Annotated in this window: 18 protein-coding genes; 1 reads left to right on the forward strand and 17 read right to left on the reverse strand. The window is 69.0% G+C overall.

Features of this window, described 5'->3' with window-relative positions:
- Positions 1-20: 20 nt before the first annotated feature.
- From QF027_RS06865 to QF027_RS06910, 10 genes are all read right to left on the reverse strand, one after another.
- Entirely contained in the window at positions 21-167 is a 147-nt protein-coding gene (locus tag QF027_RS06865) for a hypothetical protein (RefSeq protein WP_307073408.1), read from the reverse strand.
- Positions 164-370: a hypothetical protein gene (locus QF027_RS06870; protein ID WP_307073409.1), complete on the reverse strand. Its 207-nt coding sequence runs from the start codon at positions 368-370 to the stop codon at positions 164-166. The genes QF027_RS06865 and QF027_RS06870 overlap by 4 nt, the downstream gene beginning before the upstream one ends.
- Positions 367-759, reverse strand: a complete 393-nt coding sequence (locus QF027_RS06875; RefSeq protein WP_307073411.1) for an SLOG family protein — start codon at positions 757-759, stop codon at positions 367-369. Before QF027_RS06875 ends, QF027_RS06870 begins: the two co-directional genes overlap by 4 nt.
- A 343-nt stretch (positions 760-1102) precedes the next feature.
- Complete coding sequence (locus QF027_RS06880) at positions 1103-1768, reverse strand: hypothetical protein (protein WP_307073412.1); 666 nt, start codon at positions 1766-1768, stop codon at positions 1103-1105.
- 82 nt (positions 1769-1850) lie between these two features.
- Positions 1851-3578, reverse strand: a complete 1728-nt coding sequence (locus QF027_RS06885) for a DNA cytosine methyltransferase (protein WP_307073414.1) — start codon at positions 3576-3578, stop codon at positions 1851-1853.
- Positions 3578-3841, reverse strand: a complete 264-nt coding sequence (locus tag QF027_RS06890) for a hypothetical protein (protein ID WP_307073417.1) — start codon at positions 3839-3841, stop codon at positions 3578-3580. Before QF027_RS06890 ends, QF027_RS06885 begins: the two co-directional genes overlap by 1 nt.
- Positions 3841-5217, reverse strand: coding sequence for a replicative DNA helicase (locus QF027_RS06895; protein ID WP_307073418.1), 1377 nt, complete (start codon positions 5215-5217; stop codon positions 3841-3843). Before QF027_RS06895 ends, QF027_RS06890 begins: the two co-directional genes overlap by 1 nt.
- Positions 5214-5927, reverse strand: a complete 714-nt coding sequence (locus QF027_RS06900; protein ID WP_307073420.1) for an ATP-binding protein — start codon at positions 5925-5927, stop codon at positions 5214-5216. Before QF027_RS06900 ends, QF027_RS06895 begins: the two co-directional genes overlap by 4 nt.
- 5 nt (positions 5928-5932) lie before the next feature.
- A complete protein-coding gene (locus tag QF027_RS06905) occupies positions 5933-6709 on the reverse strand; it encodes a hypothetical protein (RefSeq protein ID WP_307073422.1) in 777 nt (258 codons plus the stop codon).
- 41 nt (positions 6710-6750) lie between these two features.
- Entirely contained in the window at positions 6751-7311 is a 561-nt protein-coding gene (locus QF027_RS06910; RefSeq protein ID WP_307073425.1) for an HNH endonuclease, read from the reverse strand.
- A gap of 159 nt (positions 7312-7470) precedes the next feature.
- On the opposite strand from QF027_RS06910, the gene QF027_RS06915 reads away from it, so the two are divergent.
- Complete coding sequence (locus QF027_RS06915; protein ID WP_307073427.1) at positions 7471-7686, forward strand: type II toxin-antitoxin system prevent-host-death family antitoxin; 216 nt, start codon at positions 7471-7473, stop codon at positions 7684-7686.
- 56 nt (positions 7687-7742) lie between these two features.
- Here the strand turns inward: QF027_RS06915 and QF027_RS06920 are convergent, their stop codons facing one another.
- The 7 genes from QF027_RS06920 to QF027_RS06950 all read right to left on the reverse strand — a co-directional run bounded on the left by QF027_RS06920 (position 7743) and on the right by QF027_RS06950 (position 11714).
- Positions 7743-8195: a hypothetical protein gene (locus tag QF027_RS06920; protein ID WP_307073429.1), complete on the reverse strand. Its 453-nt coding sequence runs from the start codon at positions 8193-8195 to the stop codon at positions 7743-7745.
- Positions 8192-9046, reverse strand: a complete 855-nt coding sequence (locus QF027_RS06925) for a hypothetical protein (RefSeq protein WP_307073430.1) — start codon at positions 9044-9046, stop codon at positions 8192-8194. Before QF027_RS06925 ends, QF027_RS06920 begins: the two co-directional genes overlap by 4 nt.
- Positions 9043-9249: a hypothetical protein gene (locus tag QF027_RS06930; RefSeq protein WP_307073432.1), complete on the reverse strand. Its 207-nt coding sequence runs from the start codon at positions 9247-9249 to the stop codon at positions 9043-9045. Before QF027_RS06930 ends, QF027_RS06925 begins: the two co-directional genes overlap by 4 nt.
- Positions 9250-9358: 109 nt before the next feature.
- A complete protein-coding gene (locus QF027_RS06935; protein WP_307073434.1) occupies positions 9359-9673 on the reverse strand; it encodes a hypothetical protein in 315 nt (104 codons plus the stop codon).
- Positions 9670-10260 carry a hypothetical protein gene (locus tag QF027_RS06940; protein ID WP_307073436.1) on the reverse strand — a complete coding sequence of 197 codons (591 nt, stop codon included), beginning with the start codon at positions 10258-10260 and terminating at the stop codon, positions 9670-9672. The genes QF027_RS06935 and QF027_RS06940 overlap by 4 nt, the downstream gene beginning before the upstream one ends.
- Positions 10261-10349: 89 nt before the next feature.
- A complete protein-coding gene (locus QF027_RS06945; protein ID WP_307073437.1) occupies positions 10350-10688 on the reverse strand; it encodes a hypothetical protein in 339 nt (112 codons plus the stop codon).
- A gap of 66 nt (positions 10689-10754) precedes the next feature.
- Positions 10755-11714 carry an AAA family ATPase gene (locus QF027_RS06950; RefSeq protein WP_307073439.1) on the reverse strand — a complete coding sequence of 320 codons (960 nt, stop codon included), beginning with the start codon at positions 11712-11714 and terminating at the stop codon, positions 10755-10757.
- Positions 11715-11724: the final 10 nt, after the last annotated feature.

Raw genomic sequence — 11724 nt, forward strand, 5'->3', positions numbered from 1 at the left:
CACTACCGCGCTGCCGCCGGTCACCAGAGTCCACAAGAGCGCCAGAGTCGTTCGGCTGCCCGGTGGTGGCCGTGGTCGATGAGGCGGATGGCGGCCTGGTCGACGGCGCGGGTGATGCGCAGCCGGGCCCGAACTCGCAGCGGAAGGGGCAGGCGGAGGCTGTTCACCGCTCCCCCGCCTTCTCGACATCCCAGTTGCGGTCGACGGAGGCTGCTTCCCGCACGCTAGGCCCGTCGTCCCATGCGGCCGGTTGTCGGGCGGCCAACTGGTCGATGCCTTCGCGGAGTCGGTCGGCTTCGGCGTCGGTGAGGCCTTTGCGGGCCCGGTCGGCAAGGTTGCGGAGTTGGTCGATAGTGGGCCGGTCGGTCATGCGGTCCACCTCCGTGTCTCGATGCCGGCCTGCTCGGCGAGTTCGGCGGTGTGGCTGGCGCCTCGGCTGCCGTCCTTGATGAACGCGAGGCAGACGTCGGCGCCGAGGTTGACCATGTGGGCGTTGCGGATGAACCCGGCCCGCTTGCCGTTGATCTGCCAATTCGCGGGGTGGGGTTCGGTCTTGACCGGCAGGTCACGGCTGATCAGGTAGTTGGCGTAGTCCGCGGCCTGGGCGTCTGCGCCTCGCGGGCAGGCTCCGTGAACGACGGTCAGTGCGCGGCCGGAGTGCGCGGCCTCGCAGAACGCGTAGTCGAGGGCGAAGCGGACGACTTCCACCTTCTGCCAGTCCCTGCTCCCGGTGATCAGCACTCGATAGGGCTCGGTCATGCGGCTTCCTCGCTGTCGGGTTGGGCCCATGTCGGTGCGGGGCGGGTTGGCGGCTGTGAGCGTCGTTCGGCGGCATCGGCGGCTCCCAGGTCGCCGGACCGGAGTTCGGCCGTCTGGGGGGCGGTCAGGGCCCGTCTCGGGGCTGCTGCGGTTTCTCGCGCCGCCACAAGGCCGCCTGAGGGCCGCGGAAGGCTCCCGGCGTCCGCAGAGCCGCGCGGAGGGCTCCCAAGCCGTCTCAGGGCCCGTACAGCGGCGCGTAGCGGTACCGGGAACCGCTCGCCCTGATGGCCGCAGCACACGGCGGCCACCGCAACCACCAGAGCGAGATACGCCAACAGCGGCGTCACGACGGGTCCTCGTCGCTGCACTCCGGCCCGCAGAAGCAGTGCTCACCCTCGGCGTGGGCCTGCTCGCGCTCATGGTTGGCGCAGGGCTCGTCGCCGCACTCGTCGGGTGCGGGACCGCACGGGGTGGGCGCCTCGGTGGTGTTGCGGGTCTCGGCGGCCACACGACGCAGCTCGGCGCGGAGTCGCTCGATCGTGGCCCGCATCTCGTTGAGTGCGGTCTCGTCCTCGCGGTGCCAGCGGATCAGCTTGTCCCGCTCGTCGATGAGTTCGTTCTCGCGGGCGGTGGCCGCGTCGTACATGGTGCGGAGGTTGGCGACCTCGTCTGCTCGGTCGACGCTCGCGGGCAGCACAGCGGCGGCGGGCGTCTCGTCCGGGATCACCACGACCCGAGTGATCACGAGATCGCTGACCTCGGGCCAGTCATCGTCCGGCCCGTAGTACGAGTGGATCAGCCACTGCTCACCGCCCGGCGCGGAGAACAGTTCGAACCGGACAGTGTCGATGAGCGGCTGCTTGCGCTCCTCGGCCTCGCAGTACGCGAACGCGCCCTGGAGGCTGGCGTAGTAGCCGTGGACGCGACGCAGCACGTTGTCGCGGATCTCGGACACACGGAAGACATGCATCCGCGCGGTCTGGTCGTTGGCGGGCTCGGGCTGGGTCATCGGAGGCTTCTTTCGTGGGCCGGGCAAGGGTGGGGTGCGCGGGCGTGGGATGCGGGGTCGCGCGGTGGTGATGCGTGGGAAATCAGGCAGCCTCGACGAGGTCGGTTGACGCGCCGCGGTCCTGGGGGCTGTGGATGACGGCTCGCAGTCGGGACCCGATCCAGGTGCCGACCTGCGGGCTGACGGCGTTCCCGAAGCCGTCCGTCTGGTCGCGGGCGGTCCCCCAGACGGTGAAGCTGCCGCGGTAGTCGCGGAAGTCGACGTCGAAGCCGCAGCCTCGGCCGATCTCATGGGCGGCCATCATTCGGTAGAAGCAGTCCTCGGCCGGTATCTCCGAGAGCGCTGGCCCCCACGCGGCTGTGAGCAGCGCAGTCGTGTCGTGCGCGGTGAGCGTGCCGAGTGGGTCGCTGAGCGGGTGCGGCGCGGTCCCGTGGCTAGGGCTGGTCCCGTTCTGCTTGAACCAGCCGGCGGCAGTGAGCAGGCCAGGGATCTGGTCGGCGGTGAACGTCGGCATTGACTCGGCGTACAGGGTGGGCACCGTGTTGTTGCGGTACGGAATGACGCCGGAAGTGAGCACGGCGAGCGTCTCGGAGCCGACCTGAGTGGGCAGCGGCTCACCCGCTCCGCGCGGGCCGCCCTGGTAGTTGTCCACGGCGAGTGCGACCGCGGGCTGATCCCACAGCGTCTGGGCGGCCGGGCCAGTCGACAGGATTGCTGTCTCCTGCTGGCTGGTCTGTGTGGTCAGCGGCTGCAGCAGGAGCCGCTCGGAGCCGTGTACACCCTTGGCGGGCATGAGGATTGCGGGGAAGTCGGCGAACTTCTGGCGGCATCGCTCGATTCGGGCGGTTGTCGACGCCGCGAACGGCCCGCGGTGGCCGTCCTTGAACGTCTTGATCGGCCGGTCTCCGATGCGGGTTCCGAGGTCGCTCAGGTCGAGTGCGGCGAGCGACGGTGTCATCGGCGGTACGACGGCTCGGCGGCAGGAGGGGCACCGGTACTCGTACTGTTCGCCGTAGGCCACCTTCCCGGTCGGCGGAATCCCGGTGCGCCAGGTCCACACGGCCTCGACGTCCTTGTCGCAGTGGTGGCACCGCGACACCGGTCGGTGTTCCAGGTCGGGTTCGGGCAGGGACGCGTCCCAGAAGGCGATGTACAGCCGGTCCCGCGACTGCGGGACGCCGAAGAACTGGCTGTTCAGGTACAGCACCTTGTAGCGGTAGTTGAGCAGCGGGAACTGCTTGAGCCACCACCGGTAGGTGCTGCCGTCGCCGTACTTCTTGCCCGGAACTGCCTTGCCCCACGAGGTGAGTCCGGTGGTGCACTCGATGAGGATCAGCCGGGGGCGGTGCTGCTGCGCGTAGTGCAGGACGCAGTTCGCCGTGGCCCGGTCACGCTCGGACCGCGTGACCCTCGCCTCGAAGTCCGGATCTTCGAGCTCGAAGAGGGTTCCTCCGTGCTCGTAGGCCTTGATGGTGTTGGCCTGGGAGTGGTTGACGCAGCTGATGCCGGCGGCGAGGAGATCTGCGGCGGGAAGATCGCGGGCGGAGTGGTAGTCGGCCTTGTCCGGGTCGACCAGGTCAGCGATCCAGTGCTCGGCGTCGGGGTGGTTGGCCTCGTGAACGCGGACTTTGTACTCGTTGTGGTTCGCGGCCATGATCGTGGTGAATCCGGCGTCCTCGATGCCCCTGGTCAGTCCGCCGAACCCGGAAAACAGGTCGACCGCGACCAGGTCATCGTGGCGGAAGCGGCGGCGCCTGGTGGCCGGCCGGTGCGTGGCGGTGCGGGGCGTCTTGCGAGATGCGCTCGACATCAGGCGGCTTCCTCTCGGTGCGTGGCGGTGTTGGGGTTGCCGCCGCACTTGGCGCACGTGCACTGGTCGGCGGACGGGGTGGGGCCGGTGGCGGCGGTGCCGAGCGGCCAGCCACCGGTGTGGGCGATCCGGTAGCCCGGCGACGGGACCGCGGCGAGAGTCGGCTTCGGGGTGGCGGGGGCTGTGCCGACCAGGGACAGCAGGTAGTCCTTGAGGTCGCCCTGGGCGCGCATCGCCGCGATGTCTTCGATGTTGTGGTTCATCAGGTGGCCGCCATGTCTACGAATGAGGCGTAGTGGAGTTGGGCGGCGACGGTGATCGTTCCGATCTGGCCGCCGCGGTGCTTGTCGACGATCAGGTCGGCTTCGCCGGCTCGGGGGCTTTCGCGCTCGTAGGCGTCGTCGCGGTGGAGGAGGATGACGATGTCGGCGTCCTGCTCGATGGAGCCGGACTCGCGGAGGTCGGACTTCATGGGCCGCTTGTCCTGCCGCTGTTCGGGCCCGCGGTTGAGCTGCGCCAGGATGATCACGGTGATGCCGAATTCGCGGGCGAGGAGCTTGATCCCGCGGCTGAGCTTGGAGACTTCGTTCTGCCGGTTCTCCGCCTTGGGTGCGGTCATCAACTGCAGGTAGTCGACGATCACCAGGCGGAGGCCGTCGGCGCGGACGTGGTGGCGGACCTTGGCTCGCAGGCCGGGCAGGGTCAGGCTGGACACGTCGTCGATGTACAGCGGTGCGGCGGCGATCTTCTGTCCGGCTGCAGCTGCGCGTGCGACGCCGGCGTCGTCGACGATGCCCTGCTTGAGGTGGTGCAGCGCCACTCTGGCTTCGGCGCACAGCAGGCCGTTGGTGATCTCGTCTTCGCTCATTTCGAGCGTGTGGAACAGGGTCGGGATGTTGTTGGTGACTGCGGCGGCCCGCGCGAACCCGGAAGCGATCGTGGATTTGCCCATGGCGGGGCGGGCGCCGATGACGACCATCTGGCCGGGAGCCCAGCCGCCGCACAGGAGCGCGTCGAGGTCGATGAACCCGGTGGGGGTGCGGTCTTCCTTGGTGGGTGGGGTGATGCAGCGTTCGAGGGCGGCGCCGATGAGTTCGCGGACGTGCTTGGCCTGCTGCGCTGTGTCCGGCCTGGCTACCCCGTCGAGGGCGTCCTGTAGGGCGGCGACGTCGGTGTCGGGGTCGAAGGCGGCGCTGTTGCCGCGGCCGGTGGCGTCGTGGCCGAGGGCGACGATGCGGGCAGCGATGGCCTTTTTGGCGACGCGTTCGGCGTACCAGGCGGCGGCGCCGGGCTGAGACCAGCCGTAGAGCTCGGCGAGCTGGGACTCCGTCAGCGGGCGGGCGGTCATGTGGCCGTCGGCATGCCAGGCCTCGAGTTGGCGTGCGATCGGCAGCCAGCGGATCTCGCCGTCCTTGAAGCGGGTGCGGAGTTCCTCGACGGCGAACCACACCCACCGGAACGACTCGGTGGTGATGTCCGCGGGGTCGAAGCCTTCGGCGGCGAGCTCGTCGACGATCTCGGGGCGCTCCATCGCGGATGCGGTAATGACGCGTTCGGCGTCCACGTCGCGCGGCATACTCGGGCCGAAGTCGTCGCCGGGCTCCGCGGTGTCGAGCCACGGCTCGATCTCGGTGGTCACGCGGCCTCACCCCGGCGGCGGTCCGGGCCCTCGATGACGATGCGCTGGCACATTTCGATGAGCCGGCTGGTGACGCGGTCGCCGAGACGGGCTGCAATCTCCTTCGGCAGCAGATTCGAGGTGATCAGGGTGGGGAGCTGGTGCTCGTACCGCCAGTTGATGAGCCGGAAGTTGATCTCCTCGGTGAACTCGGTGGGTTTCCGCTCGGCGCCAAGGTCGTCGACGAGGAGGATCGAGGCGTCCCGGTAGCGGCGGAACTCGGCTTCCGAGTCGATGCCGTGGCGGGGCCGGAGGGCGGCGTACATGTCGGCGGCGGTGGTGGTGGCCCATGTGGCGGCGACGCCGGTAATGGCGAGTTCCCGGATCGAGGCGTATGCCTGGTGGGTTTTGCCGGTGCCGGTAAGGCCGAGCAGCAGCAGGGAGCGCCCGCGGCGGACGGTGGCGATGGCGGAGCGGCCTGCCTTCTGTGCGGCGAGGGCCTGGTCGACGAGTTCCTTGCACCAGTTGAGGACGTCGGGCTGGTCGACGATGGCGGTCTGGTAGCGGAACGGGATGACCTCGGCCGCCTTGGTGATCGAGTAGCGGGCGACGTTGGGCGGGCTGTAGGTGTCGAGGCTGTTGTCGGCGAGCCAGTCCGGATCGACGCCGCGGGCGGCGAGGAGCTGTTCGAGGTGGTAGCGCTTCGGGTCGAACGGAGGAATCCACTGCATGCTGATCACCAGTCCTGGTGGTAGTCGGAAGGGTCTTCGGGGTTGCGGTGCGGGCCGGAGTCAGGCGAGGCGTCGATCGGGTCGTCGTAGCCGCCGTTGTCGAGCCAGGTCGCCGAGTACGGCGTGTACTTGGGGTTTTCGCTGCGGCGTGCGTAGGCGTAGGCCTTGGCGGCTTTCACGATCAAGCCGGGGTCGGCGCCGCGGTCGAGCGCGGCTGCCCACGCCTTGCGGGACTTCTCGATGTGCATGGGCCGCGGGTAGCAGACCCAGAACTCGGCGAAGACGGGCCAGTGGTAGTCGCGCTCGCTGCCAGCGGAACCCGGGTCGCGATCTTCTTTATGGGTTTCTTCTGGTGGTGTTGCGTTCCTTGTGTTCTGGGGTCCGGATTCCGGACCGGTGGGGGTCTGGTTTTCGGACCCCAGGGGTCCGGATTCCGGACCGGTGGGGGTCCGATTTTCGGAGGGGTCCGGATTCCGGACCGGTCCGGATTTCGGACCCCCTTCACGGCGGTGACCAACCGCCTTCGGAAGGCGGTACCAGGTCTCGCCACGCGGGCCAGTACGCCCCTCGATGACCTCCAACTCGCCAGATGCCACGAGCCTGTCGACGGCAACGACGACCGAGGAGCGGGCGGCATTCGCCCTCTTCACGAGGAGGGTCGTGCCGGCGTAGGCCGAGCACTCCGGTCCGGACGCCTTATCGGCGATCGCGAGCAGCACGAGGCGTGCCGTGCCTTTGGAAGCGGAGTGCTCCCAAACCCAGTCCTGCGCGTCGAGGCTCACGAGCCCTCTTCTCAATCGGAATTACAGGGACGAGCGGCAGGTCAGGCGACCCGGTCGCCCTTGCTGCTGTTGCAGGGCCGACACAGCACCTGGAGGTTGTCGGGCGTATCCGGGCCCCCGACGGACCACGGATGGACGTGATCGAGCGTCAAGTCCTCGATGGCGCCGCAGCGTCGGCAGGCATGCCCGTCGCGGTCGAAGACGAAGGCCTTGACGCCTTCTGGGATCGGGGTGCGGTGCACGCGCCCACCGCGAAGCGCGATCTTTACGGCGCGGGCTTCGGCCTTCCTCTGAGCTGCCTCGGCAGTCGCAGCCTCGGCCCTCGCGCGCTCGGGCGTGAGCAGCAAGAGCCAGGTGCCTTCGAGGCCCGGATAGTTGTGCTCGACTCGCGCGAGACCCCTCGCGACCATCAGCTCGACAGCCTCGCGGAGTTCGGGAATGCCGCACTCGAAGTCGTCCGCCATCTCGTCGTAGTCGAGCCGCCACGCCTGGCTTCCGCCGGCGCTGGCGTCGATGCGCCGGGCTATGGCTTTTGCGACGACAGATCCGAACTTCGTGTTGTCGATCCAGTAGAGGTCGTCGTCGTGGCTTCCGAAGAACAAGAGCCCTCCTTGGCTTCTGTGTGCGCCGAGGTGAATCAGGGCGCACGGAACCAAGCCCTTTCGGCTCTCTGGTTCGCCGCTTTCACCCTGATAGCGTTCATGTACATCATAGCGGTCATCGCGGTCCTGTCCATCATGATCGTGAGGTACACTCCCGACATGAGCGCGACGAAGAAGGAGAACCAGAAGTCCATCGCCGAGGTGCGCAACTCGCTCGCCGAGGCGATCGAGAAGGCCCGCTACTTCGACGAGACGACCGTGCTGACCAGCCGTAGCAAGCGCGTGGCCGTCATCGTCGGCATGGACTTCTACGAGCGCGCTCTTGAGGCCCTCGGCGAGAAGCGCGTCCTCGCGCCGGCCGACTCCGAGTCCTGACGTCACGTCCTCTCCTCTCCTCCGGCCCCGCAATGCGGGGCCGTTGTCGTGTCCGCTCAGGCGGCGATGTGGCCGAAGATCGCGGCTACTTGGGCGTCGAGCTGCTGCCGCATGGGCTGGTCAGTGGTGTGTTGGGGGGCGACGCAGCCGGGGTAGTCGCAGCCAGGGAGGACCCGCCCGACTGGCGTGCGCCCGTGTCCGATCTCGAAGGCGATTCGGCGGGCCGTGTAATCGGTGCCGGCGTGCTTCAGTACCGGGCAGGTCTTCTCCCGTATCGAGCCGGTCCACCGCATGTGTCCGCCGGTGACGGGCTGGGCGAATGCGGCCCATGCCTGTTCGCGGGTGATGGTGGTGCCGCGGGCGGCTTTCGGGACGCCGAGTTCGCTGCGGATGCGGCCGACCCGTTTGGGGTTGGTGTGAAGACGGCGGCCGATTTCCCGGTCGGAGTGGCCTTCTCGGATGAGGGTGACGATGTCGGCGCGCGGCACGCCTGCCGGTCCGGGGCTCATGCGGCGACCGCCATGTCTGCGGCCCGGCCGCGGGCGCGGACGACGGTCCGCTTGTGGCAGCCGAGTTCGTCGGCGATCTGTCCGGCGGTGCGGCCGATGGCGGTGAGTTGCGCAACGCGGGCTACGTCGACGGGTGCGGGACGGCGCTTCCGGATCCAGGCGCGGGATTTGCGGTGGCCGTCCGGCTTGCAGTTCGGGTCGTCGATGTCGTCCCAGTCGAGCGGCCCGGGCCAGCCTTCGCGGGCGGCCAGGTTGAGGGACAGCTTGGCCGAGCGTTCGGGTACCCCGTGGGCGATCGGGTCGAGGGTTTGCAGGGTGCGGTAGCCGTCGGCGATTCGGCGCGCGGTGGAGGCGAGGACGCGCTCCCCGTGGATCAGGTCGGTGAGTCGCCGGGGGTGGAAGCCGAGTCGGGGTCCGAGGGCGTTGAGGGTCCAGCCCATGGAGACGAGCGCCTGGAGGCGGCGGCGGGTTCCGGTGCCGTCGATGATGCTGTTGGGCTTGACCGGCGGGGGTGTTATGGCGATGGCGAGGATCCGCTCAGCGACTTCGGGGCGGATGCGTTCGGCGCGCTTGTTGGCGCCGTCGTAGAGGATGCGGGCGAGGGTGGCTGCGGAGATGCGGGCGGTGCGCTGAATGTCGACGGTGCTGTGGCCGGCGGCTCGCAGTGCTTCGACGTGCTTGCGTGCGGGGGTGGCGTCGACGAGGGGCTGCCAGGTGCCGTAGCCCTTCTGTCGGTAGCGGATCCGGTCGTAGGCGCGGATGCGTTCGACGCATTCGGGCCGCTTGCACTGGTACTGCTTGACGCAGGTGAGGTTGCGGTGGTGGGGGGCTTCGCGGACGGCGGTGGTCACGGCCGTTCCTCCTTCCGTTGCTGGTCGTTGAGTTCGGTGAGTGCGGCGTTGACGCGGCGGTTGGCGGCGGCGAGGTCGTGGCAGGCGTGGCGGATGCACAGGGCGGCGAACACGGCGAGGACGACGGCGATGGCGAGGTTGGGCCAGTTGGTGGCCACCCAGCTCCCGGCGTCGGTCCAGGTGTCGATCTGCTGGGGGGTCACGTCCGCCTCCCGAGTCGTCCGATGCCGGCGCCGAGGGCGAACCAGATGCCGGTGTAGGTGGCGGCGAGGAGGAACCGGCCGGAGGGGGCGAGGTGGTTGAGGGTGGCCATCACGCGGCCCTCCCCTGTCGTGCGGCGCGGGTGCCGCGCCAGGTGCGGACTCCGCTGCCGTCGCGGGTGGTAGTGAACGAGGCGGGCTCGATCAGCCCCTCGTCGTGGAGTCGGTGGAGGAGCTGGCCCCACATAGCGCGCGGGTTCGGCGGCTCGGGAAGCTCCTCGGCGACCTTGATGTGCCAGGACGCGAATTCCCGGCCGGACTTCGCGGCGGTCACGAACGCTGGGCGAACCTTCTCCGCCCACGTCTCGAAGTCGTCGACGGGCTCGGGGACGCTGCCGTCGAGGGCGGGCTGCACGGTCGCGGTCATGACGCGTTCTCCTCGTCGGCGAAGAGGCTGGGCTGTGGGTCGGTCTGATTGCCGCGGGCTTCCCACTGGCGCCGGTAGCGTTCGACTTCGCCCTCGCACTCCTTTCGGGCGTGGAAGACGGCGGAGTGGTCAGGCATGTCGGGGCGCCAGAGGTTGGGGCCGGGGAAGCGGGCGGCCTGCTGGTCGGCTTCCCGTTCGTTCAGCTCGTCGCGGCAGGGCGGGAGTTCGCCGCAGGCGGAGCAGATGGCGTAGTGCTCGGGCAGGACGTCCCACGAGGTGTTAGCCGGGCCGATGAGGTGGATCGGCTTCTCGTGCGGCTTGCCGTCGAGCTGGAGGACGAAGACGAACGGGCGGCCGTCCCAGGTCGCTTTCTCCGGGCGGTCCCAATTGCGGGGGTAGCGCTCCCACTGCTCGACGGCGGTCACGTACCGCATCTCGTGCTTCTCGCCCCACAGGTCGAGGGGGCGTTCGGCGAGTTCGACGACCCGGTAGGGCTGCCTGTCCCAGACGACGAGGATGCCGGGCTTGAGCTGTACGTAGTCGGCGAGGATCCGCTTGTCGTGGATGCGGTTTTCCTGGCGTCGCATCGCGGATGACGGCTCGCCAACGCGGTTGATCAATGTCCGGGGCGGGTGGATACCGCCACGCTTCGTGTGCTGACGCACGTACCAACGGGTCATCGGGCCGCCTCCTCGAAGGCGGCGTTGATGTCGGCGTTGTAGGCGTCGGCGGCGTTGTTGAAGCAGTCGGTGCACAGGAAGCTGACGGGCGGCTCGTAGTCGGGCTCGTCCCAGGGCTGGGTGGGCGGCTGGAAGCGGAACAGGCGGCGGGTGTGGTTGCAGTCGGGGCACTTGCCGTCGTGAGAGGTGCCGACGATCACGGCCTCTTCCTGGCGGAGGAGTTCGGCCTCGTGGGCCGCGTAGGTGATGCCGCAGCCGGTGCAGTCGCCGGGCCGGAAGATCGAGCCGTGCGGCGGCTGGCACGGGAAGCTGTGCTTGCAGAGCGATGCCTTCATGGCGTGGTTTCCTTGTCGGGTGAGGGGCCGGCCCGATACCCGCGGGCCGGCCTTCGCGTGTGCGGGCTACTGCTGAGCGCTCTTGAGCGCGATGCCGCGCTCCTTGATGAAGGCGCCGAGGCTGGTCGGCTGGCCGCTCTGCGGGTGCATCAGCGGAGTGGCGAGAGCACTGGCGGCTTCGACCTCGCGGTAGAGGGCGAGCAGGCTGTCCGGGGTGGCCTCGACGGAGCTGGCGGCATCGATCCACGCGGTGGCGTCGATCTCCTTGCCGCCGTCGCGCAGCCAGTCCAGGTAGGGCTTGGCGATGTCGGCCGCCCCGTTGGGCTGGTTGAGGATCAGCCCCCGGAAGGAAGGGCAGCGGGACTTGATGAAGCGCAGCCGGTTGGCCTCATCCATCTCTGCGGCCACACCGAACTCGAACTCGATGCCCTTGCGCTGCTCGGCTCGCATCCCCTTGTTGACCGGGGAGCCGTTCTCCAGCACCCAGTGCACGTAGGACCGCATCGTGACGACGACGTGTCCCGGGTACGCCATGAGCGCTTCGATCATCTCGTTCTGGATCGGGGTGCCGTCTTTCCAGCCGGCGAACTTGTTGCCGCCGTACTTCGACTTGGCCTTCTCGACCTGGTCGAGGGTGCCGTCGGTGCCCTTCCAGAAGTGGGAGAGGGAGTCGACCATGACGACCGGGTAGCCGGCCTGTGCTGCGGCGGCCAGTGCCTTCTGCAGGTCGCGCGGGTCGTACCGGTGCATGGGCAGGGTGTCGAAGGTGACGTCGAGGTCGTTGACGTAGAGGGCGGCGGCGCCGCGTTCGGTGTCGATGACGGCGAAGCGCCGTCCTTCGGCCAGGCCGCTGGCGATCGACAGTCCGGTCCACGTCTTTCCGGAGCCGGACGGGCCCTGGATGGCGACGGTGGCGTTGAAGCCGTCCTTTGTGGCAGGGCGGAAGGTGAACGGACCGTCGTCGTACTCGTCGGTCTGCGTCTGCTGCGGGCGAGCGGTGCGGATGGGCGGCGGAAGCTGGGACATGCAGGGTTCT

The sequence above is a fragment of the Streptomyces canus genome (assembly GCF_030816965.1).
Lineage (GTDB): Bacteria > Actinomycetota > Actinomycetes > Streptomycetales > Streptomycetaceae > Streptomyces > Streptomyces canus_E.